This is a genomic window from Bacillus sp. WC2503 (genome assembly GCF_052682895.1).
In genome coordinates this window covers 2,036,252-2,061,998 of record NZ_JBQYMD010000001.1, presented here as the reverse complement: position 1 = coordinate 2,061,998, position 25,747 = coordinate 2,036,252, and the positions used below count along the sequence as shown (strand labels likewise).

Below are 25,747 nucleotides of genomic sequence, written 5' to 3'. Positions count from 1 at the left end.
CTCATCTTTTATTTATATTGTTTTGCAACTATGAGTTCGACAATAGGATAAATAAAGAATGAAGAACAAAGTGCGATAAACAGTGGTAGGTTTTTAACTCCATCTAAATTGGAACCCATAGAAAAACCTTCCGAGAAGAGTAATAGAAGGAACAATACAACTACAAGTACAAAATACGCGATTTTAAAGCTTTTATATGTAATTTGCTGTCCCATTTCATCCTGACTTTCTTCTGATACACCGTGGGGATCTCCCCATGTAATATGATTGATGAGGTAGCTAAGTATTAAAGCGCTTGTAAAAATTGTTCCACCTAAAATTACACCTCCATTGATGTATTTATAAGCTCCGTGTATAAGTACTCCGACTAATGATAAAACAATTGTTATTAAAATGAATTTTTTACGATTCATATTAGAACAACACCCCCACGATTGTAAAAAACTCTTTCCATTTATAGTATAAAATTGGAAAAGGTTCATGTCAAATACTTTTTACAAGCAAGGCGAAGGTATATAGTATTTTGTTTTAATGATAAATAAAAAATTACATTACATTTGAATGTAAAAGAATAGGCTCGCATATATTTGGAAGGGATGTCAGATTAATTTAGGGGGTAGTTATGTCTATACTTTTAAAAGCTGGTGCAGATGCAGGAAATAACGGTTTGAAGTTAATGGTGAAAGGGCAAGACCCTATTTTTATTCCGAGTATTTATTCTTTATATATAGGTGAGCCTACAGGATTGTTAGATGAGGGGGATGTGTCATTATCTGAATTAGAAAATCATATCGATGTGACCATTAGTTCTCCATCGCTAATGTTAAATAATGTACGGTACATCGTTGGAGAAAAAGTCATTCAAGATCAATTAAAAGGTACTGAAGTGGAGAAGAAATCGAATAAGTCGACGGATGAGCTAATGGTTATTACAATACTATCGGGTTTAGCAGTAAGTGCTATGCGTCAAAGTCCAACTTCTAGTCATATTAACATTCGATATGATTTATCTGTCGCTCTTCCTATGCAGCTTATTACACAAGAAATAGCTGCCGAAAATGCAAAACGTTATATGGGAAATCACAAGGTTGTTTTCCATTATCCGAACGGTCGTGATGTTACTATTAATGTTTCTATTGAGTTTTGTAAATGCCTGCCTGAGGGCGCTTCTGGGACGTGGGGCATTGTATATGATGAAGAAGGAAATGTTGTGAAACATAAAATAGAATGTGAACAAAATCAAGTTTCAGAAATTGATTTTGTTGATAAAACTTTATTGTCTTTTGATATTGGTGCGGGGACAACAGAAGAAGTTGTTTCGTTAGGGGTAAATTTCCGTCCGCAATTAAGTAAAGGATTATCGTACGGTGTAAAAGAAACGTTACTACAAATTATTACGAGATGGAACCGGAAGTATCCAACAAAGACGATTGATAGTATTACAGAATTCAATCAAATTTATTTAAATGATAAACATCCTAGGAATGCATTATTAGTTGAGGAATCACAACCAGCACTATTAGGTTTAGCTGCGCGCGTCGCAACTGATATTATTAATAAAATTGATGATATGAAAGACGATCCATACGTGTTTATTTATGGTGGGGGCGCAGTTATCATTAAAAATAGCTTGAAAATGATTTTAAAACAAAAAGGGCGTTTAACAAATGTTATCTTTGTAGATAATCCACTATTTACAAATGCAAGAGGATTATTAGTCTACACTTGTTCGCCAAAGTATAGAGAACATAAACAAAAAGAGTTAGGGTTTACAAACTTAACGATAAGTTAGTTGGTGGAAACATGCGATCTAGGCGATATAAACGTGGTGATCGAGTGAAAATCAATATTCATAAATCAGTATCACCTGAAATGCTTGCATGGCTTAATAAACAATCAAACCCAACTAATTTCTTTTTCTTTGCAGCACAGCAATTATTTAAACAAGTAGGAGATATTGATGTGTCAAAAACTTTACCAAATAGCCATGTTTTCTCATTATATATGGAGCCCTCATCCTTATTAAAAGTCGAAGTAAATCCTTTTAAAAACGTACCACTAGAAGCGAATAAATCCACCGAAAGTGTAAAAAAAAAATCATGGGAATCTGTTGATCAATTAGATTGTCCATTTTTTTAAACATAGAAACATTTATGTAAGCCCATCACTATACATATGGATACAGTGATGGGTTTTTGTTAGTGTATCGCTATTCCAATAAATAGAAGGGGCACAAATTTGTGCCCCTTCTATTTATTATTTATCTATATTTTAGATGTATGTTCTGTTACAGTTTGAATAATGTTTTCCCAGTCATCAGGATGGTTTTCATGTCCTGCTCCTTCAAGAATTAAAAGTGCTGAGTTTGGAATTTCATCAATAAGTGCGAGACCATGTTCAAATGGTAGTGCTGTATCGTCAGTTCCGTGAATTACTAATGTGGGTGCTTGTATGGAGCTAAGTACACCTTCATAAGCATCATCACCTTGAAGTAAAGCGTGATTAAACATACTTAATAGATTGTTAGCCCTTTCTATTTCGAGTTTTACTTGTGTATAAACTCTGTTTTCATCAAATGAACGTTTTGAGCCGCACAATAGACGAGAGCCTGTAACTAAATACTCTGTCACAGCGTTTTGATTTGACCAATCTAAATTTGCACCATTTGCATGATGTATTAAAATTCTTTCATCCATCGGAGGTAAATCGCGAGTGTTGTTATCTGAGCCTATAACACTTGTTGCTAGTAAAGTTAACGTTAAAATTCTTTCAGGATGTTTTACAGCGGCAATTTGAGCAATCATGCCACCTAATGACATACCAAATAAGTGCGCTTTATCAATATGATAGGCATCCAGCACCCCAATTGCATCTTCAGCCATAGTTGTTACCGTATAATTGGAAGTTCCAGGTTCATATGTAACAGAGCGTCCTACATCACGGTTATCAAAGCGAATGACAAATTTCCCTGTGCTAGCTAACTGTTCACAAAATTCTTCATCCCAATAAACCATTGAACACGTAGCTCCCATAATTAATAAAATTGCTGGATTATTAGGATTTCCAAAGCTTTCTGTACAAATATCAGTCCCGTTTGTTTTAATCATCTTTTCGGTCATAGTGTTATCTCCATTTCTTTTGGATTTTATTACAAACATAGAAAATAAAATTCTGTATGATTCTAAGATGTACACAAAATTGAATTTGGAACTCACATTAATTAATAGCGTAGCATAAATACCACCTCTAAACATGTTTATTGTCATTCAAAGCAAAAAATTTTGAAAAATAATTGTAAGTTATTAAAATAAACAGCAAGGAGGAGAGGAAATGAAAGCAATTGTTATTGATGAATATGGTAGTGTTGAAGAACTAAAAGAAAGACAAATTTTAAAACCAGTTGTTACATATAACGAGGTATTAATACGCATTCTCGCAACATCTGTTAATCCAGTTGATTGGAAAACTAGAAAAGGAGACTTACAACAACAATTGCAATTTTCATTTCCAATTACTTTAGGGTTAGATGTAGCTGGAGTTATCGAAGAGGTTGGAGAAGAGGTAGAAGGTTTCAAAATAGGAGATAAAGTGTTTACGAAACCTGAAAATATAGGGAAGGGATCTTATGCTGAATTCATTGCGGTAAAATCAGATTTAGTAACTTATATGCCTACTAACCTAAGTTTTGAAGAGGCAGCTTCTATTCCACTCGCAGGACTTACTGCTTGGCAAAGTCTTGTAGATTACGCAAAAATAAAAGAAAATGACCGAGTATTTATTCACGCTGGAGCTGGTGGTGTCGGAAGTTTAGCAATCCAAATTGCAAAATCATTTGGAGCTTTTGTTGCAACTACTGCAAGTGGTAAAAATGAAGAATTTTTAAAGGATTTAGGAGCGGATCTCGTTATTGATTATAAAAAAGATAAATTTGAAGAGCTACTATCAGATTTTGATATTGTATTAGATACAATCGGTGGCGAAGTACAAGAAAAAAGTTTTCAAATTATTAAACCTGGCGGTGTTCTAGTTTCGATTGTTCATGAACCAAATTATAAAGTGAAAGGGATAAAATCAGGATTTTTATGGCTAAAACCAAGTGGAAAACAATTAGAAGAGTTATCAAATTTAATTGTACATGGAAAAATCAAACCGATCATAAGTAAAGTTGTGTCACTTAATGAAGAAGGGGTTAGAGAAGCTCATATTTTGAGTGAAGGGCAACATGTTAGAGGTAAGATTGTAATTAAAGTGGAATGATGATAGCCGCTGTATATTGACTTGTAGTGAATAAAGATAAATTGGAGTACTCCATAATTTTATAATACCCCAAAGTACTTTTATTTTGGGGTATTAGCTTTTCTTAGTTTGATGGGCTAGTGAACATACTTTTAAAAATTAAAGTTTCGTATTGTATCATGTAATTTCTCTAATCCAATCGCCATATCTTTTTCATTTAACATGGAATAGCTAATTCTTAATTGGTTATTATTTGTATCGTTATTTAATAGACAAGCTGTTCCAGGTAAAAAAGAGACATCTGCTTCATTTGCTTTTTGTAATAAGTTAAAAGGATCAATTGTATTAGGAAGTGTAATCCATAAATTAAAGCCGCCATTTGGTATTTTAAAGTGTATTTCTTTTAGTGGCGATAATATAGCGATTGTTAAATCGCGTCTAATTTGTAAAGCGGTGCGTAATTTTTCTAAATGATTTTTCATACGTTCTGCACGTAAGAAAGGAAGTAGTGCTTTTTGCGTTAATAACGGGCTACCGATATCCATCGAACCCTTCACAGCATATAACCATTCAAAAATAGGCCCATCGGCTATAAGTGCAGCGATACGTAGTCCAGGTGCTAACGTTTTACTAAAACCTTTTAAATATATTACATGACCATTCGTATCAAAACTTTTGATTGGAGGAGGAACTATAGCATCCTCAAAATATATTTCTCCGAAAGAATCATCTTCAATTATAAAAAACTCATATAACTCCGCTAGTTCTATAAGTTCCAATCTCCGTTCTTTACTCATTACTGTACCTGTTGGGTTTTGAAAAGTAGGATTCACATATAACAAAACAGGATTCTTTCTTTGACAAAGGTCATCTATTAAGTCTGAGCGAATGCCGTTTTTATCAAGACTAATAGGTATAATCTGCACTCCTTTGTTGAGAAAAACATCAAGTGCTGCGCCATAACAAGGGCTTTCTACTAATACTATATCTCCAGGTTTTAATAATGTTTGAGCGATCAAATCAATTCCTTGCTGGGCACCACTTGTAATTAATAATTGAGAGGGGTCTGTCACTAATTTCTGATGTTCTTTTAGATAATTAACTATTTCAACTCGAAGTTCATAATCGCCTTGAATAGGTCCATAAGTTGCTAGTAACATCGGATTTTTATCCAGCAATTTGTGCATTTCGTCTGCTAGAAATGGATTTGGTAATAGACGTGGATATAAAATCGCTTGTGAAAAATCATAATATTTTCGGTGTTGATTCATTGCATATTGAGAACGCATAACATTAATAGTTTTCGTTTGTTGCCATTTATAAGGAATTGTTTTGAACTCTTTCTTTACACGTTTATATATATAAGCGCCTTTTCCTTGCTCGATGCGTATATATCCTTTCGTTTCTAGCTGCTTATACGCCTTACGAACAGTCAATAAGCTAATTTGTAAATCTTCGGCCATACAACGTAATGAGGGAAGGGAGTCACCATATGAAAGCATGCCACTTTGTACTCTTTCAACGATTTGCATATATATTTGTTGATAATACGGTATGTTGGATTCTTTCCGTATTACAATCTTCATGGCTTCACCTTGTTTCCTTTTTATTTAATTAAAGCGAAAAATATAAAGAGAATCAACTACAATTTGATGTAACTGTTATAAGCATAGATACACTGTTATACACGAAACCCTCTATACTCATGTTAAGAGTAAAAAGGAGGAAGAAAAATGGTCATTTTCAATTATATTTTAGTATGTATTATTTTCGGCACAACATTTTTAACGATAAAAATCGGAATTGAAGCAGGAGCGCCTCCATTATTTTCAGCAGGAATTCGTTTCTTTTTAGCAGGAGTAATCTTAATGTTTATATTTAAGTTAAAGCGAAAAGAAATTATGCCGCATGTATTTTCAAAACGTATTATGTATGCTGGTTTTTGTTTAACGTTCATGACATTCGCATCTTTGTACTGGGCTGAACAATATATTTCTTCTGGGTTAGCTGCTGTACTTTCTGCAACAGGTCCTATGATGATTTTATTATTACAAGCAAGAAGAAATAAGAAAACATTGCAAAAGGAGCAATTTTTCGCTTTAATTATTGCGCTAATAGGTGTTATTTTTGTTTCTTTACCAGGAATGCATCAAGAAGTAAGTTTCATATGGAGTATTGCTTGTATTGTTTTAGTAGTAGGGGAGTTATTTTACGGAATAGGTTCTATTCGCTCAAAAGAAATACTTTCGGATTTACGAAGTGTATCACCATTTCTTATTAACGGTATTCAAATGTTTTATGGAGGGATTTTACTACTAATCGTATCATTCATAATAGAGCAGCCGAATGTAACTGTATTAACCTCATGGAGCGTACAGTGGCCTATTTTATATCTCATATTTATCGGATCAATTGGTGGGCACGGATTATATTACTGGCTTTTAGCAAAAACAAATCCTGTATTCCCATCGACGTGGTTATATGTATCACCGTTAATAGCAATTATTGTAGGATATATTGTTTTAGGAGAACCATTAAATCCGATGATGGGTATTGGAGCGTGTCTCATTTTGATTGGAGTATTTTTAGCAAATCGTTCTACAATCCGGACGTATTTCAAACAAGGGCGGTTATTAGAGAAGGAACTGTAGTTGGATAATGTAACAGCCCTGTATATTACCGGGGTAGTAAACGCAAAAACACAGTCGGGAAAATAACCAACTGTGTTTTTATAATTAATTAACTTTTTTAATAAACCCTTTATAATGACGTTTCACTAGTTGACTTTCTAACGTCTTCATCGTTTCTAGTGCTACACCGACGATGATTAGTAAGCTTGTACCACCAATTTGAGCAGAAGGTGGTAACGTAGCAATTTTCGTAAATACGAGTGGTAATATTGAAATTGCACCTAAGAAAATTGCACCGATAAATGTTAAACGGTATAAAATTTTGGTTACATATTGTTCTGTCGCTTTACCAGGACGAATACCAGGAACATAACCGTTTTGCTTTTTCAAATTCTCAGCCATTTGTTCAGGATTTACTTGAATAAATGCGTAGAAGTATGTGAAAGCAACGATAAGACCGACATAAAGCGTCATTCCAATTGGATGTGCAAAATCAAGATTTGCGACTAACCATTTGGATACGCCTGAATCAGGGAAGAGCTGCGCAATTGTACGCGGCGTCATTAAAAAGGCTGAAGCAAAGATTACTGGAATTACACCAGCGCTATTTACTTTAAGCGGTAAATGAGTGTTTTTTGCTCCTTGATATTGATTGTTTCCTGATACAGCTTTTGCGTATTGAATCGGTATTTTACGAACAGCTTGTTGAATGTAAATGACACCAACAACAATCGCTAAAATTACGAGTCCAATTAAAACCATTTTTATTATGTGCATGAATAATTGATCGCCTGCATTTTGAAATTGTTGCAAGTAAATTTGATTAGCAACATTCGGAATTGCCGCAACAAGTCCTGCGAAGATAATCATTGAAATCCCATTACCAACACCATTAGCGGTAATTTGTTCACCTAACCAAAGTAAAAATGCAGTACCTGCAGTTAAAACTGTCGCAATAAATAAGTATGTAGTCCAGCTTTGATCTGTTATTAATTGTCCACCTGCTATATTATTAAAACCATAAGACATCCCAATGGATTGTATGAATGCAAGAATGATTGTAAAGTATCGAGTAAATTGAGCTGACTTCTTACGGCCCATTTCACCTTGCTTTGCCCATTCCGAAAATTTAGGTATAACGTCCATTTGTAGTAATTGTACTATGATGGAAGCTGTAATATATGGTGTAATACCTACAGCGAAGATCGAGAAGTGTTGCAATGCTCCTCCACCAAATACGTTTAGCATACCTAAAACGTTGGCTTGATCTTGTACCTTTAATACCTCTGCGTTAGTATGAGGAACTGGAATAAATGTGCCAATTCGAAAAACAATTAGCATCGCTAGTGTAAAAAGAATTTTGTTTCTTATCTCAGCTACTCTCATGAAATTTGAAATCGTACGAAACATTATGTCGCCTCCTATATTTTTATCAGTTCAAAACTGATTATTATATCCCGATGAAGTAACCACAAACCTCCTTCCGCATTAAATTCATTTGACAAATGGAATTTCATACATTTTGCAGTTTTCACGGATATAAAAATATAAGGTGTTATACGAGCGACCTATTATCTTTTCGTAATCATTCAATACCCATAATATATCGAATAAATTAACAAATGTACATACATACGCATGAAAAATGAATAAATAGGGTGATTTTTTACATTTACTTAATGCTAGATTGATAATTAGGAACGTTTTACGTAGTTGTATCGAAAGGATTCAGTGGAAAGTATTATGGTGTAACTGTAGCACATGAAAACCTCAAGGATTTTGAGAAAACGCATATATTTCGTCGTGAATTAGAGAAACTATTAAAGCAAGAAAAGATTTGATTGAAATAGTAGTGAAGGAAAATCTTTTTTCTATAGAGAATATTTCTAACGTAGGAATCTAAGTATGTAGGTTCTAATGAAAGGAGAATTCACATGAATACATTTGTAAATGACAAGTTTGATGAAACGAGAAAGCAATTATTTGAGGAAATTACTTTGTTAAGTGATGCTCAATTTAATAGAAAACCAGATCAGGATAAATGGAGTATAGCACAAGTTTGTCATCACTTAGTTTTATTAGACGAGAGAGTTATAACAGTTATTTCGTCAGGATTAAAAAAGATGGATAGTATCCAAAATGAGCGTAAAGAAATTCACGCTATTGTATTAGATAGATCGATAAAATTTATAGCTCCAGAAATGATTGAACCAAGTATAGAAACATTTGAAGTACAGCAAATGATTGATTTGTTAAACAACGCTAGAAAAGAATTGATGCGTTTCCTGCGTACAATAGAAGATGAATCTATATTAGCGAAAAAATCAGTGATGCATCCAGCTCTTGGAGAATTACTTCTAGATCAGTGGATAGAACTGATCTATTTGCATGAACAGCGTCATATAGAACAAATTAAAGAGATAAAATTGCTTTGTGAAGTTGAAAAGTAAAAATCATTATCTTTTTATTGGGCGATTTGGGATAGTATCAAGGGTTCGAGTGATAAAATTCAAATCCTGATTAAAATTATGATGAATGTAGTTGAACGCAACTAATAAGCAGAAGAAAATACGAAACTAGCAGATCTTACTCCTGAAGAGGAAACGAACATTCGAAAAAAAACTGAATCCGATTTGCTGTATAAGTGGAACCCCGTCTTAAATGAAGAGCGGGGTTATTATTTTTGGAAGTGATCTCAGTATTTTCATATAGAAGGAAGTAAATTGGTAATGAAATCCGAAAATGAGTTATATGTCCAAAATTTTGAAAGCACATATACATCTACCGTTGGTTTAGCGCTCTTCACACGTTGGAGGAAGAAGTATTTTGTTAGAAAACGATAACATACTATTCTGTTAGGGGAAATATGCATTTGATTCTCTATATTTTCACAGTAAAACCACCTCCAAAATTATCTTTTGTAGTTGAATTTTTCCGAATAATAAGTTACATTTTTAAAGTTCAAGCAACTTTATGCCAGTACAAAAAGGGGAGAAATATTGTTATTATGCAAAAAATGAAATGGAAGAACTATGTATGCTATTTTATTATTCTTATGCTTCTTGTAACAGCAGTAACAGTCAAACCAGCTATTTCTAAGGCTGAGGAATCTGATGTTAACATTACATTGTTAGGTACTGCAGATATTCATGGTAGATTTATGCCTTGGGATTATGCGCTTGATGGAGCAAATATGAGTGGAAGTTTGACGCAGCTTTATACGGTTATAAAGAAGGTACGTCAAGAAAATCCAAATACCATATTAGTAGATGCCGGGGATACAATTCAAGGAAACTCAGTAGAATTATTCAACGATAAGCCACAATCGCCAATGATGGTAGCGATGAATACAATGGGATATGACGCCTGGGCATTTGGAAATCATGAATTCAACTTTGGATTAGATACATTGAAAAAAGTTAGTGAGCAATATAAAGGAAAGACGTTAGCAGGAAATATTTATAAGGAAAATGGAGAGCGTTTTCTTCCTGCATATACGATTGTTGAAAAAGGTGGAATTAAAGTCGGGATTATTGGTATGAATACACCAATGATTAGTGATTTTGAAAAAGGGACAGATCATTTGGATGGTTTAGTAGTGAAAAATCCAGTAGAAGAGACAAAAAAGGCAATTAAAGAATTAGAAGGTAAAGTAGATGTAATGGTAGGGGTTATGCATATGGGACTAGAAAATGAGAATGGAATCCCAGGTACTGGTGTTCAAGATATTGCGAATGCTTGTCCGGAACTAAGCGCTATTTTTGCGGCTCATATGCATAAACTTGTAAAAAAAGAAGTTGTAAATGGCGTAATTATTACAGAACCAGATAAATATGGAACGCATATTTCACGTATTGACCTTACTTTTACAAAGCAAGATGGAAAGCTTGTTTTAAAAGATAAAACAGCTACCGCTATACCTGTAAAAAATGCTGATGGAACAACAGTATTATCTGATTCTGCACTTGAAGAAACATTAACACCTTTTCATGAGTATGCAAGAGGAGATGCAAATGTTGTAGTTGCTCAATTAAAAGGGAGAAACCTTGTTCCTGAAAATGAAATAAAGGGTATTCCAAGTGTGCAGATTCAAGAGACACCTTTATCAGATTTCTTTCATGAAGTTATGCTCCATTACAGTAAAGCGGATGTAGTAGCCCATCAAATTGATAATGATTCTGCCCGTTTGGATATAGGGCCTATAAAGAAGAAAGATATTGCGTATAATTATCAATATGCTTTGGGAGAAATTACAGTTTACAAGATAACTGGAAAAGATTTAAAAGACTATATGGAATGGGCAGCAGGATATTTTAACTCATCTCGTGCCGGAGATGTAACAGTTAGTTTTGATAAAAACCGTCGCGCGTCTAAATACAGTACGAATGATTTCTTTGGAGGCGTAAAATACGAAATTGATTTAACAAAGCCATATGGTAGTAGAATTACAAATTTACGCTCTATTCGTACAAATAAACCGATTAAAATGAGCGATGTTATGACGCTAGGAATGAATGCGTATAGAATGGAGGCTCTACAGGCAAAAGGGGGAGCTTTAGAGGGACGTAAATTTGAACAAACTTGGTCATCTAAACAAGAGAATGCATTCGGAGAAACAGGTGGAACCATTCGTAACCTTGCTATTACGTATTTAAAAGAGGTAAAGAACGGTGTATATACGCCAAAAGTTATGCGTAATTGGAAAATTACTGGTGTAGATACACATTCTTCAGAGCATAAAGCTGTAGTTGATCTTGTAAATAAAGGGATTTTAGAAATTCCAAAAACAGAAGATGGAAAATATACAAATATAGCATCTATAAATACTAAAGATTCAATTACAAAAGAAGAGATTGTAGCACTCTCACAAAAAGCTAATATTAATCCAAATCAGTTTAATCATACAAAGACAAAAGGTGAATTTTATAAAAAACTTAGTAGGATTACTAAAAAAATATAAATTATAAGGTTTCTTATAGTAATTGTTATTTTAATAGCATTAAACCCACTCTTACAATAGTAAAGAGTGGGTTTTTATGTTGTTATTTAGATGTAAGTGTACTTTTATTAGAATAAATATAGGTAATTAATAACTAACCAATTGGATGAGCGCTGCCAAAAAGGATTCTTTTTTTATTCAAATTAATGTACTTATGTGTTCCGTTAATTATTTACAATATTGACCACAATTTATGTAATTTTGCATAATATTACATAAATTTTGTATTTTCTCTTTTTTTCGACATAAATAGACAGTATACTTTGTACAAGCTTTCTATTTCAAAAATTATACGAGGTGAAAAAATGAAAAACACAAAGACATTAACTAAGGTAGCATTAACAACAGGATTAGCTTTAACAGCTGTGGCACCATACGGAATAGGTCATGCAGAGGAAACAGATCAACTACAAGTTCAAATTCAGGAGGAATCGTTCCGTTCGGGTGAACTTACACAACCGTCACAAAAGGCACCAGAAAATGTAGTAAAGGATGCACTTAAGGAGAAAACAGAACAAGCTCTGTCCCAAAAACAAGTCAATGGAGAAACAGGAGTAGATTATAAAGTTCTTCAAAAACGTGATTCGTATGATGGGACTACACTCGTACGTATCCAGCAAACATATGAAGGAAAAGAAGTATATGGCCATCAATTAACCGCACACGTAGATAATAAGGGGGTTATTAAAAGTGTTTCAGGTGATAGCGCGCAAAATTTAAAACAAGAAGAATTGAAAAAAACTATTAATCTATCAAAAGATGAAGCAAAACAATATATTTTTACGAAGTACGGGAACGATATCAAGTTTATTTCTGAGCCAGAAATTAAGGAAGTTATTTTTGTTGATGAAAATAATGGACAAGCTAGCAATGCATACCAAGTTACATTTGAAGCTGCAACACCAAACTATGTTTCTGGAACTTATTTAGTAAATGCGCAAAATGGCAATATGTTAAAAAATATGGTACAAGAATCTAACTTAAAAGCAAGTGAAAAACTAGTTGGGGCCTTAAAGGAAAGTAAAAAAAGCAGTCTTACATCATTAACTGGAACAGGAAAAGATGATTTAGGTATTTCTCGTTCATTTGGTATTTCTAAACAAAGTAATGGCAAATATGCGCTTGCTGATTATACAAGAGGGCAAGGAATTGAAACTTATGATGTGAATTACAAAGATATTACTAAAGAAGAAAGCTATTATCCTGGTACATTAGCAACTAGTACTTCAACAACATTTAACGATCCAAAAGCAGTAAGTGCTCATTACTTAGCAACAAAGGTATTTGATTTTTACAAAGATAAATACAAGCGTAATAGTTTTGATAATAAGGGACAAAAGGTAGTTTCAGTTGTACATGCTTGGGATTCTGAAGATACGAACGATCCGAAAAATTGGCAGAATGCATTAAGTGCTAATAATGGAAGTATGCTTGTATATGGCGATCCTATCGTTAAAGCATATGACGTAGCTGGACATGAATTTACACATGCTGTTACTTCTAGCGAATCTAATCTTGAATATTACGGTGAATCTGGTGCAATCAATGAGGCACTATCTGATATTATGGGAACATCTATTGAGAAATACGTAAATAACGGAACATTTAACTGGACAATGGGTGAACAAACCGGATCTGTTTTCCGTGATATGGAAAACCCAGCTTCTGTGCCATCTTCACTTGGAGTACCTTATCCAGATGATTACAGTGAATTTAACGATTTTAATGGCTGGGATCAAGGCGGCGTTCATTTTAATTCAAGCATTATTAATAAAGTTGCGTATCTCATTGCAAAAGGCGGAACTCATAACGGAGTAACTGTTAAAGGAATTGGTGAAGATAAAATGTTTGATATTTTCTATTATGCAAATACAGATGAGTTAAACATGACTTCTAATTTCAAAGAATTGAAGTCTGCATGTATTCGAGTGGCAACTAATAAATATGGAGCGAATACAGCTGAAGTTCAAGCAGTTCAAAAGGCATTTGATGCAGCAAAAATTAAGTAAGTTAGAAGTATCATTTTCATTCTTATATTAATACATTATGAAAAACAGCTAATGTCACTTTAAGGATATTAGCTGTTTTTTTACACAGCAATGCATTATTGATAATAAACTTACTAAGCGATAATTAGGCTGTCTATCTTCAATACGTTGCGAATAATATATAAGGTTAAATGTATATAAAAACAGAAAATTAATAATATATTGACCTCTTGATAGAAAGTGCTATAGAATGAAAGCGATAACAAACGATTGCTTTAAAATGATTTCCCTGATCTTTTAGTATTTATAAGTATATAAAGGCATAAAAAATCTATTTTTTTAAGTTTTAATGCAAACGCTTTCGTATTAAAAGGTCATTGAAATACATATGTGAAAATAGCCAATATGGAGGTGAAGTAAAAGAGATTTCTAGTTTAATTTAAGCAGTGTAATTTATACGAGCATAATAAATCGCTCGTACTATTTAAAGAAAGGGTGTATGTGGTGCGAATAACAAAAAGATTAATTAACAAATCAGTTTTATTACTTACTATAATCGTTATGTTATCATCTGTTTTCTCTTTTCAGAATGTGAAGGCAGTTTCAAATTTAAAAACAACTGAAATTATCGTTCATTACAAAGAGCAGTCTGGAAACACAAAAGACTGGAATCTTTGGATGTGGGGAGAAAATGCAAATGGTAAATCATATGAATTTACTGGTGAAGATGAATTTGGAAAGTACGCAAAGATTAAAATAGATGGTGACTATAATCGTGTAGGATTTATTATTCGTACGAATGAGTGGGAAAAAGATGGTGGCGATCGTTGGATTGAAAATATAAAGGACGGTCGTGCTGAAGTATGGATTCTTTCGGGTGATGAAAAAGTATATAACTCTAAGCCTTCTTCAGATCTCACAATTCAAAAAGCTACTATTGATAGTTTTAATGAAATCACTGTAACGACTAATGTTCCTTTTAATATTAAGGAACAGAAAATTGAAATTGAGGGCATTAAAATTAAGGAAATTAATCCTTTTGATAAAAATGGTGGAGATATTACTAATAAGGTGAAAATAATTACAGAACAGAAAATTGATTTAAAACAGACATACAAAGTTAAAATAGAAAACTTAGCTTATACGAATACTGAAATCGGTAAAGTCATTCGTAGCGAAGAGTTTGATAAATTATTTTATTATAGTGGTAACGATCTAGGGAATATATATTCCCCGCAACATACAAAATTCCGTGTATGGGCTCCTACTGCGAGTGAAGCAAAGTTAGTTACATATAAAAAATGGAACGATAAAATAGGTACTGAAATAAACATGCAACAAGGTGAAAAGGGAACTTGGAAAGCAGAAATTAAAGGGAACCAAAAAGGTCTCTTTTATACGTATAAGGTGAAAATTGGGGATAAATGGACTGAAGCAGTTGATCCATATGTGCGTGCTGCTTCTGTAAATGGAGATAAAGGTGTAGTCATTGATTTAAACGAAACAAATCCGAAAAAATGGAAAGCAAATAAAAAACCGGAATTTAAAAAACCGGAAGATGCTATTATTTATGAATTGCATGTACGCGATCTTTCCATCCAACCTGAAAGTGGCATTAAACAGAAAGGAAAATATTTAGGGGTAACAGAAAAAGGAACAAAAGGGCCTGAAGGTGTAAAAACAGGACTTGATCATATGAAAGATCTTGGTGTTACGCACGTTCAGTTTTTACCGATATTTGATTATGCATCAGTCAATGAAGAAACTTTAAATGAACCACAATACAACTGGGGATATGACCCGAAAAACTTCAACGTCCCAGAGGGCTCCTATTCTACAAATCCATATGAGCCGACTGTTCGAATAACTGAATTAAAGCAAATGATTCAAGTGCTACATGATAATAATCTTCGTGTTGTAATGGATGTAGTATATAACCATATGTATAATGCGGCTGAATCTAATTTTCATAAGTTAGTTCCAGGTTATTATTACCGATACAATGAAGATGGAACATTTGCAAATGGAACTGGAGTAGGAAATGATACTGCTTCAGAACGAAAAATGATGAGGAAGTTTATGGTTGATTCTGTCACATATTGGGCAAAAGAATACAATTTAGATGGATTCCGTTTTGATTTAATGGGCATTCATGATTATGAAACAATGAATGAGATACGTAAAGCTGTTGATCAAATTGACCCTTCCATTATACTGCATGGAGAAGGCTGGGATTTAAATACACCTCTTGCAGCTGAGTTGAAAGCAAATCAAAAAAACGCGGAGAAAATGAAAGGGATTGCTCATTTTAACGATAATATACGTGATGGATTGAAAGGTAGTGTATTTGAAGAGAAAGAAAATGGTTTTGTAAATGGAAAGCAAAACATGGAAGACCGTATTAAAAAAGGCATTACAGCAGGCATTGACTATGATACAAATTCGTCTACCTATCAAGATCCGGAACAGGTATTAACTTATGTGGAAGCTCATGACAATCATACATTATGGGATAAACTTGAGTTAACTAATCCAGGTGACAGTGCAGAAGTGCGAAAACAAATGCACAAATTGTCTTCTTCAATTTTATTAACATCACAAGGAATTCCATTTTTACATGCAGGGCAAGAGTTTATGCGCACGAAATATGGTGATCATAACAGTTACAAATCTCCTGATTCAATTAACCAGATGGATTGGTTACGCCGTGCAGCATATAATAATGAAGTAGATTATATGAAGGGCTTAATAGATTTACGCAAAAAGTACCCAGCTTTTCGAATGACATCTACTGAGCAAATTAAAAAGCATATATCATTTATAGATGCTCCCAAAAATGTTATAGCTTATTCAATAGATGGAAAGGGCAATGGGAATAAAAATGAAAACTTTATGGTGGCTCACAATGCAAATAGAGAATCCGTTGACATAACTTTGCCATCGAAAGGTCCTTGGAAAGTACTAGTAGATGGTAAGCAGGCAGGTAGTAAAACACTTTATGTTGTCCATAATAATAAAATTAAAGTTCCTGCATTAAGTTCATTCGTTTTAAAAACAGCGAAACCGATTAAATAAAAGCAAGTCATGTGGAAGTATATACTGAATTGAGTACATGTAATAAGGATTGTACATGCAAAAAGCGAAGTGACGGTTATTTTCACTTCGCTTTTAAAATTAAATTAATATAATTTCACATACTGTAATTATATTACAATTTAATAAAGGAAATAGACAAGAAATTATTTCTATTGTAACAGTAGGAGGAGAAGATATCTTTGTATTAATTCCTACAAATCGTTTAAAAAATAGCAAACATGAAAAAGTATATGGAATTAAAATAGAGAAAAGACACCATTTAAGGTGTCTTTTCTCTATTTTAAATACGATATGTTAGTAAATAACTTGTATGTAAAAGTAAGTTGCATTTTCACACTAACTTCAAAAGAAAAATATTAAATTCTTTTCTTAAGCTATATGTAATAAATCTCATTAGAAAATTTTATTGCTATAACAAATAAAACTTTCTCAATATTATTGTGTTTAATAACTATATCCATCTGCTTTCCAATCCATTACAATAATTTCACATTGGAAATACACGAATATTCCCAATGTTCTAAATGGTTTATACCTTATAGGATTACTATGGGAAAGGATGTGAAATGTCTAATAAAAAAATATTTTTTATGATGAAATAAAAAATTTTAATGAAGAAAAAGTTATTTTATTATTCTCAAGCTTTATTGAAGTACATGTATTTATAATCACTTCGAGACAAGAGGAAGAATCTAAAAATTATTTTTGTAGATTAGAAAAGTGTATTTGAAAATTAAGTTAAAAGTTTATGGAGGGTTATATGAGCGAGAAAATTTATTATTGGTCTCCTATTAAACATTGGGAGAAGTTGCATAATGAAGTTTTGATAGGGGAAATGAGATTTACAGGTATTCTGTCTGAGTGGTTTCCTGAGTTTTATTTTTTGACTCAAAAAGGTGTGAAAATTAGTGAACTAGTAGAACGCTTTTCTTTAGGAAATGTAGAAGAGACACAAAAAACAATAGAGCTTATGATAAAAAATCGTGTGTTAGTAAGTAACATATTACACCCAAGAGAAGTATTTTCCACACAAGAAAAGATTTTTCCAAATCCATATAGCGACCAGATTCGCTTTTCTAAAGAATATTTAGATATGTATATGAGTGAACAATTGAATCGAACGCACGTTTCTGCGCGACCAGCCGAAATTCAACTTGAAACAACAAATGAGCTACCAACTATAATCAAGGAGCGTAGGTCTTGTCGCCAATTCGATATGAAAAAACATATTAGTTTTTTAGAATTTTCCCAATTCATATCAACTCTAAAACAGGTTAGGAAAGAAAATATATACTATCATTACGCAAGTGCAGGCGGGCTCTACCCTATTGATATCTTTATTTATATAAAACCAAAACGTATAGAAGGTATGAAAGCTGGATTTTATTATTATAACCCATCAAAAAACTGTCTTGTGATTGTAAATAATATTGATCAAGTAATCAAAAGTGATCATGAGTTAATTAACCAAGATTTATTTACTCAGTCTGCCTTTTCAGTTTATTTGGTTTATAATGCGAACGCTTCCATCCCAAAATACGGTTCAGATGGATATTTATTTGCTTGTATTGAGTCTGGTATTATCACTGCTACCTTAAATATGGTGGCTGAGACTTTGAATTTAGGCGTTTGTTCAGTTGGTCATATGAAATTTGAAGAGATTGAGCAATTTTTATGTTTGGATAGCCATCAAGTATTTCTCCATGGGCTTGAAGTTGGCTTGAAAATTAACGAATAGATGAAATGAATATTAGGGGGATAAAGATAAAAATGCACATTAAAGATCGAAGTTCGATTCATGAAAATAAAGGGGTAGAGGCGTTTTGGAAGGAGCAGTTATCTTCCGAGGTTCTCGATTTTTCTGTATTTAATAGCGGTTACCAACTAAATAAAGAAAATCCTTGCGAGCACGTTCAAGTCATAATGAATGTAGAGTTTAGTAAAAGTATACAAAAAGTAAGTAAGTCTCAAGATTTATTATTATTTAGTTGGTTACAGGCCACGTTAAGGATTTGTTTGGCACACTATACAGATCAAGAAAAAATTACTATTGGTATTCCTGTAATTGAAAAAAATCTTGAACAAAGCGAGAATCTTAATAAATTGATTCCTTTAGGAAGTGAAATCCATCCTCATCACAGCTTTAAAGAAGTAGTAAATCAGATTGAACAAGCGACTTTATTCGGGTATGACAATCAGAGTTATCCACTTTCTGAATTATTAGCGAAACACCATTTAACTCCTTTTCAAATTGTTATTGGGATGGAAGGATTACATAATAAAAATTCGATAGAAGAATACGCAGAGAATAATTTAGCCATATGGATACGAAGAAAATGGAATGAAATACATAATGAATTTGAATTTCAAATTTCTTTCAAGTCTCATTCATTCTCTTCTTTGCAACAGTTTGCAAATTCATATCTTTATGTTTTAAAGCAAGTGTCAACAAATTCGAATTTGGCTGTGAAAGATATTTGTATCATTTCAGAAGAAGAGAAAGAGTTGCTAAAAGAATTGAATCAAGGTCAGGCGGACATAGAATTGTCTCAATCATTTCAAGATTTGTTTGAGAAGCAAGTATCAAAAACCCCAGATCAAATTGCTGTTGTTTGTAATGATCAATCTTTGACATATAGAGAATTGAATAAGAAAGCAAATCAATTGGCTTCTATTCTTCAAAGTAAAGATGTTTCGACAGAAAGTATTATTGGGGTTATGGTGGATCGGTCATTAGAAATGATCATTGGTATGGTGGGGATATTGAAAGCCGGAGCAGCATATTTACCAATCGATCCTAATTATCCAAATGAACGAATTGAATATATGTTACAAGATAGTCAAGCAAAATGTTTACTGAGCAAGCGAACAGAAGTAGAATTGCCACAATTTGCGGGTGAAGTGCTGTATCTTGATGAGGGGCATTTCTTCCAAGGTGAAGAAAGTAATTTAGTTCGAGAAAGTCATCCTAATGATTTGGCTTATGTTATTTACACATCAGGATCGACAGGAAATCCAAAAGGAGTAATGGTGGAACAGAAATCGCTTGTCCATTTTTTAAGTGTAATGAGAGAAAAAGTAAAAGATAATCATTCATTCTTGTTTCTTGCTAGTGTATCTTTTGATATTTCCCTGTTAGAAATATGTCTTCCTTTAACTCAAGGTTCGAAAGTAGTTATTGCTACAGAGGACCAGTTTGCAACAAAAGAATTGGCTCATTTGGTCAAAGAGCATAATGTGGATCTATGGGAGTCAACGCCATCGCGAATGGAAGTTATTTTGAGTGATCCAGAAGGGGCAAATTTTCTAAAAGATTTAAAATCTATTTTGTTAGCAGGAGAAGCATTTTCCATTGATTTGGTTGAAAAGATTCGATGTATTAGTGAAGCAACGATTTTAAATATTTATGGTCCTACAGAAACAACTATTTGTGCAACAGTAAAGGATTTAAGCACTGCCAAAGAAGTTACGATTGGAAATCCCAATCCGAATTATCATTCCTATATATTGAATAAGTATGGTCAATTAAAACCATTTGGAATTCCGGGTGAACTCTGCATTGCTGGCGTGGCGGTAGCACGAGGGTATCTTGGTAAACCTAAACTGACAGATGAAAAGTTTGTACAGAGTCCATTTATGGTAGGAGAAATGATGTATCATACGGGTGATCTTGTTCGTTGGTTGCCTAATGGGGAGCTTGAATATCTAGGTCGAATGGATCATCAAGTGAAAATTCGGGGGTATCGGATTGAATTAAGAGAAATCGAAAGTCAGTTAAGGGAGTATCCAGAAATAAACCAAACTATTGTTGTTGATCAAGTATATGGAAATAGGAAATTATTAGCTGCTTACTATGTATCGGATAATAAGGTCCCTTTTGGTGAAATCAGAAAATATTTAAGTGATAAATTACCTGAGTTCATGATTCCTGAAAAAATGATTCAGGTGGAAGAGATTCCGTTGAATCCAAATGGGAAAGTAGATAGGAAAAGGTTATTGGATATAACACAAACTGATTATGTATCAATTCCATACGTTGCCCCGCGCAATGAAATTGAACAAAAATTGGTGCATGCATGGGAAAAAGTTATGGAGATTGAGGGAATTGGTATTCATGATAATTTTTTCGCACTAAAAGGAGAATCGATTAAAGCATTACAGGTAATAAATTTATTAAGAAAAGACTGTTTGAAAATAAGTACAACAGATTTTTTTAAGCACCCTACGATTGCTCAACTTAGTTCTTGTATAGAGGTAGAGCATAAAGAGGAAAGGTTTGAAAATAGACCAACTCATGTTAAAAATTTGTCTAAGCCATTTCCCTTAACAGAAGTTCAGACAGCGTATATGTTAGGAAGGAATTCACAGTTTGAATTAAGTGGTATTTCACCTCAAACATATTTTGAATATGAAACAGAATTGGATATCAATCGTCTTTCAAAAAGTCTTCAAAAGGTAATTCATCGTCATCCAATGTTGCGAGCTGTAATTTTACCAGAGGGAAAACAGCAAATATTAGAAAGTGTTCCTGATTACGAGATTGAAATAGTGAGCCTCATAGATTTAGATGATGGGAAACAAAATGCTCGCTTGCGAGAAGAACGTTCTCGAATGACTAACCATGTATTCCCTTTGGGGCAATGGCCTTTGTTTGAATTAAAAGCCTTTCTTGTAAAAGAAGACACGTATTTATTATGTTTTCGATACGATGCTTTATTAATGGATGGAGCTAGTATGAACATTGTTGGACAGGATTTGTTTCATTATTATTATAAACCAGAGCAAAGATTAGGACCTCTATCTTTTGATTTTCAAGATTACATGTTTATTTATAATGAAATGGAACAAAGCACAGAATATAAAACAGCAAAAGATTATTGGACAAGTAAGCTTCCTGATTTTCCATTTGCGCCTTCCTTGCTGTTAAAAAAGGACCCGATAGAGATTGCTATTCCTAAATTCCAATCACTTACTAAAATCCTAGACAATGAAAAATGGACAAAGCTACGAAAGTTAGCACAAGAGAAAGAAGTAACTCCTTCTGCTCTGCTTTGTACAATATATGGTGATGTGTTGGCATATTGGAGTAATCAACATCGATTGGCAATTAATTTGACTGTATTTAACCGTTATCCTGTTCATGAAGAAGTAGAGAAAATTGTGGGAGATTTCACTTCACTCATCTTGTTGGATATTGATGTAAAACCAGAGCAATCTTTCTTTACTAGAGTAAAAGAAACGCAATCTACTTTATTAGATGGCCTTGAACATCGCCATTACGATGGAGTTAATTTCATTCGAGATTTTACTCGATATCATCAAATGACGCCAAAAGCAGTTATGCCAATTGTTTTCACCTCGATGCTAGCAGGTGCGGGTGCTTTTGCTTGGGAACAGCTTGGTTCACTTCGCCATATTCATGCTCGGACTCCACAAGTGTATTTGGATAATGTGGTAATTGAAAAAAATGGAGAGTTATTAATTAGCTGGAACTATGTTGAAGAATTGTTTGATGTTGATGTGATAGAAGCAATGTTCGCCCAATTTGTTGACTTATTGGAACAATTGGTGAAACAAAGCGACGTAACATCTTTGCAGATGAAAGAATCGGATCAAACTTTAACTGAGCAATACAATGAGACAACAGAAAAAATACCTTCAACTACTCTGTATCAATTATTTACAGACCAAGTAAAACGCACACCGGATGAAGTAGCAGTGGTTTTTGAACAAGATTGGTTAACATACTCGGAGCTCCATAAGCGTTCCAATCAAGTTGCGCACTTTTTAAAAGAACAAGGAATTGGTCTAGGTGACAAAGTTGGTCTTTTAGCACAAAGACGAGTTGAGACAATTGTTAATATGATAGGTATTCTAAAAGCGGGTGCCGCGTATGTACCGATTGATCCTGACCATCCTTTAGATCGTCAAACATATATTTTAGAAAATAGCACATGCAAACTTTTATTAGAAGCTAGTCTTTATGAAGAAAGGCATTTGTCATTATATACAACAGAAGATATGCCTGCCATTGCTGGTCCGGAAGATCTTGCCTATATTATCTACACTTCAGGAAGTACTGGAAAACCGAAAGGAGTAATTATTACTCATCAAGCGGTTTCAAATACAATTCAAGATATTAATCAAAAATATCAGGTAAATGAAGATGATCGTACTATTGGTATTTCTTCCATGTGTTTTGATCTATCTGTATACGATATTTTCGGAACTTTGAGCACAGGTGCAATGTTGGTAATGATTCGTGATCCAAGAGACATGCAAGAATTAATCCGTACTGTCGAACGTAGAGGAATTACAATTTGGAATACAGTGCCTGCAATCATGGATTTGGCATTGGAGCAAGTAGGTTCTCATTTTGAACATTCTTCCTTGCGTTTAGTTTTACATAGTGGAGATTGGATTCCACTTTCTTTACCAGAAAAAATAAAACGACATTTTCCAATTGCAGAAGTAATTTCACTAGGAGGAGCAACAGAAGCATCGATTTGGTCAATTTATTATCCGGTCAATCAGGTAGCATCACATTGGAATAGTATTCCATACGGGATGCCTTTGGCAAACCAAACGTATTATGTGTTGAACTATGAAAAGAAAATGTGCCCTGTTGGTGTAATTGGGGATTTATATATCGGGGGAGTGGGCCTTGCTAAAGGATATTTAAATGATGAACAGAAAACAAATGAAGCATTTGTATCACATCCTGATTTTGGTCTTATATACAAGACAGGAGACTGTGGAAAAATGCATCCTGAGGGATATATTGAATTTTTAGGCCGACAAGATTATCAAGTCAAAATTCAAGGATATCGAGTAGAGTTAGAAGAAATCGCCCATTGTCTTCTCACTTACAGACAAGTCGAACATGCAGTAGTGATTGATCAGACAGATGAGTATGGAATAAAATTTTTAGTCGCATATGTGGTAACTGAGCAAAATATTAGCACAACAGAACTACGAAAGCATTTGCGAGATCACTTGCCAGATTACATGATTCCTTCTTATTTTGTTTATTTGGAACAATTGCCCTTGACTCCAAACGGGAAATTAGATAGAAAAGCACTCCCTACTCCGGCGAAACAAAAAAGTGAAGTATTTATTGCTCCAAAAACTGAAATGGAAAAAATATTAACTAGTGTTTGGCAAGAAGTACTCAAAGTAGATCGGATTGGAGTAAATGATCATTTCTTTGCCTTAGGTGGAGATTCGATAAAAGCTATTCAAGTTTCCGTCAGACTGTATAGACAAGGATTTGAGCTAGAACCAAAAAATTTATTTTCATTTCCTATATTAGGAGACATGGTTCAATTTGTTAAAAAGCTAGAATATCTTCCAAATTCGCAAACAAGTGATGTAAACAAAATGAACGATAATAAAGTTACATCACTAAATGTTAAAGATAAACAGCTTAATCAACATACACTCATCAAAATACAAGAAAAAATGCCCGAAATAAAAATAGAACGTATTTACCCATTGGCACCTTTCCAGGAAGTTATTTATGAGCATGCTGCGACTGAACCTGATACAAATGCATATTTCGAACAAACAATTTGGGCACTTGAGGGGGAGCTGGATATTAATCTCTTTATTCAGTGTTTCCAACAATTAGTTGCTCGTCATGATTCTCTAAGAACCATAATTGTGCAAGATGAACAAGCACAACCTTGGCAAGCTGTTCTACAAGATGTTCAAATGATTTCAGAGATAAAAAACTTGATTGAGATGACGAAACAAGAACAGCAAGAATTCCTAGACCAGTGGATGAATGAAAATTTAAGTCAAGGATTCAAAAATGATGAACTCATGACCCGTCTCTGTATATTCCAACTAGGTAATAACGAGCATAAGGTGGTTTGGAGTTCCCATCATCTATTATGTGATGGTTGGAGCGTCAGCATTTTGATAGACGAATTATTCCAGCTCTATGAAACAATAAATGCGGGAACTACGGCAGAGTTACCTATGGTGAAACCTTTTGAGACATTCATAGATTGGACTGTAACACGTGATCATGAAAAAGCACGTCATTTTTGGCGGGATTATTTATCAGGATACAATCGGAAAATTAGCATTCCTAAAAAGAAAGTACCAACTCAAAGTGAAGGGTTAAATTTCATATTTAAGGATTTAACATTAGATAAGGATTTGACTAATCAGTTACAGACATTTGTAACTAAAAACAATATAACTATGAATTCAGCATTACTGGCTGTATGGGGAATATTGCTTGGCAAATACAACGGAGTGAGAGAAGTAGTATTACCTAATCTAGTATCAGTCAGACCTCCCGAAGTAGAAGGGATTGAAAATATGTTCGGTCTGTTCACAAATGTTTTGCCTATCCGACTAGCATGGACAGAAACGCAATCTTTTGTGGACTTCCTGCAAAAAGTACAACTAGAAACATTGAAATGTAATGAGTATGCATACTATTCATTTGTTGACATACAAAAACAAAGTGAATTAAAAAATCAGTTGACTGACCATCTTTGGGTTTTTGAAAACTATCCGACTAACCCAGCTATCTTTTCTTCAAATGAAAACAGAAATTTTGCCATCACAGATTATGAAGTTGTTGATGAGCCGCATGTAAAGTTTGGAATTATGTGCTTCCCTGAAGAGAAACTTACAATAAAGTTTGGATATGATCAAACCGTATATGAAGCGGAAAAAATACAGGAAATATTGAATCACATCCATCAGTTAATCAACACAATTCTTCAAAATCCAATACAGGCAATCGGTGATTACAAATTATAAAAAATAAAAAGGCGAGC

The 25,747-nt window shown here is 33.6% G+C and carries 14 protein-coding genes; 10 read left to right on the top strand and 4 right to left on the bottom strand.

Annotated features, from left to right (window positions below; translation table 11 throughout):
- Nucleotides 1-8: 8 nt before the first annotated feature.
- Nucleotides 9-413, bottom strand: a complete 405-nt coding sequence (locus tag ACUN26_RS10465) for a hypothetical protein (protein WP_001080326.1) — start codon at nucleotides 411-413, stop codon at nucleotides 9-11.
- A 209-nt stretch (nucleotides 414-622) separates the two neighbouring features.
- On the opposite strand from ACUN26_RS10465, the gene ACUN26_RS10460 reads away from it, so the two are divergent.
- Nucleotides 623-1,792 carry a ParM/StbA family protein gene (locus ACUN26_RS10460; RefSeq protein WP_000025613.1) on the top strand — a complete coding sequence of 390 codons (1,170 nt, stop codon included), beginning with the start codon at nucleotides 623-625 and terminating at the stop codon, nucleotides 1,790-1,792.
- 11 nt (nucleotides 1,793-1,803) lie between these two features.
- Complete coding sequence (locus tag ACUN26_RS10455) at nucleotides 1,804-2,139, top strand: hypothetical protein (RefSeq protein WP_001257765.1); 336 nt, start codon at nucleotides 1,804-1,806, stop codon at nucleotides 2,137-2,139.
- A gap of 125 nt (nucleotides 2,140-2,264) precedes the next feature.
- Here ACUN26_RS10455 and ACUN26_RS10450 read toward each other — a convergent pair whose 3' ends face one another.
- Nucleotides 2,265-3,119, bottom strand: a complete 855-nt coding sequence (locus tag ACUN26_RS10450; protein ID WP_000136873.1) for an alpha/beta fold hydrolase — start codon at nucleotides 3,117-3,119, stop codon at nucleotides 2,265-2,267.
- A 211-nt stretch (nucleotides 3,120-3,330) separates the two neighbouring features.
- Between ACUN26_RS10450 and ACUN26_RS10445 the strand changes: the two genes are divergently transcribed.
- Nucleotides 3,331-4,257: an NADP-dependent oxidoreductase gene (locus ACUN26_RS10445; RefSeq protein ID WP_000644552.1), complete on the top strand. Its 927-nt coding sequence runs from the start codon at nucleotides 3,331-3,333 to the stop codon at nucleotides 4,255-4,257.
- 131 nt (nucleotides 4,258-4,388) lie between these two features.
- Here the strand turns inward: ACUN26_RS10445 and pdxR are convergent, their stop codons facing one another.
- The gene (pdxR, locus tag ACUN26_RS10440) at nucleotides 4,389-5,822 is read right to left on the bottom strand and encodes a MocR-like pyridoxine biosynthesis transcription factor PdxR (protein WP_000706565.1); all 1,434 of its coding nucleotides are present in this window, start codon (nucleotides 5,820-5,822) and stop codon (nucleotides 4,389-4,391) included.
- Between the two features lie 147 nt (nucleotides 5,823-5,969).
- Between pdxR and ACUN26_RS10435 the strand changes: the two genes are divergently transcribed.
- Entirely contained in the window at nucleotides 5,970-6,887 is a 918-nt protein-coding gene (locus ACUN26_RS10435) for a DMT family transporter (RefSeq protein WP_000234346.1), read from the top strand.
- 84 nt (nucleotides 6,888-6,971) lie between these two features.
- On the opposite strand, the gene secY is transcribed toward ACUN26_RS10435, so the two are convergent.
- On the bottom strand, nucleotides 6,972-8,276 hold the full coding sequence (gene secY, locus ACUN26_RS10430; RefSeq protein WP_000490109.1) for a preprotein translocase subunit SecY: 1,305 nt from the start codon (nucleotides 8,274-8,276) through the stop codon (nucleotides 6,972-6,974).
- A gap of 524 nt (nucleotides 8,277-8,800) precedes the next feature.
- Here secY and ACUN26_RS10425 point away from each other — a divergent pair.
- The 6 genes from ACUN26_RS10425 to ACUN26_RS10400 all read left to right on the top strand — a co-directional run bounded on the left by ACUN26_RS10425 (nucleotide 8,801) and on the right by ACUN26_RS10400 (nucleotide 25,730).
- Nucleotides 8,801-9,316, top strand: a complete 516-nt coding sequence (locus tag ACUN26_RS10425; RefSeq protein WP_001091625.1) for a DinB family protein — start codon at nucleotides 8,801-8,803, stop codon at nucleotides 9,314-9,316.
- 557 nt (nucleotides 9,317-9,873) lie between these two features.
- Nucleotides 9,874-11,826, top strand: a complete 1,953-nt coding sequence (locus tag ACUN26_RS10420) for a bifunctional metallophosphatase/5'-nucleotidase (protein WP_002038889.1) — start codon at nucleotides 9,874-9,876, stop codon at nucleotides 11,824-11,826.
- Nucleotides 11,827-12,170: 344 nt separating this feature from the next.
- Nucleotides 12,171-13,874, top strand: a complete 1,704-nt coding sequence (locus tag ACUN26_RS10415; protein ID WP_000799180.1) for a M4 family metallopeptidase — start codon at nucleotides 12,171-12,173, stop codon at nucleotides 13,872-13,874.
- A gap of 483 nt (nucleotides 13,875-14,357) precedes the next feature.
- Nucleotides 14,358-16,928 (top strand): type I pullulanase, encoded by a 2,571-nt coding sequence (gene pulA / locus ACUN26_RS10410; protein ID WP_001223295.1) that lies wholly within the window; start codon nucleotides 14,358-14,360, stop codon nucleotides 16,926-16,928.
- Between the two features lie 781 nt (nucleotides 16,929-17,709).
- Nucleotides 17,710-18,687: a SagB/ThcOx family dehydrogenase gene (locus ACUN26_RS10405; protein WP_001290973.1), complete on the top strand. Its 978-nt coding sequence runs from the start codon at nucleotides 17,710-17,712 to the stop codon at nucleotides 18,685-18,687.
- Between the two features lie 32 nt (nucleotides 18,688-18,719).
- Entirely contained in the window at nucleotides 18,720-25,730 is a 7,011-nt protein-coding gene (locus ACUN26_RS10400) for a non-ribosomal peptide synthetase (RefSeq protein ID WP_000547625.1), read from the top strand.
- The last annotated feature ends 17 nt before the right edge of the window (nucleotides 25,731-25,747 follow it).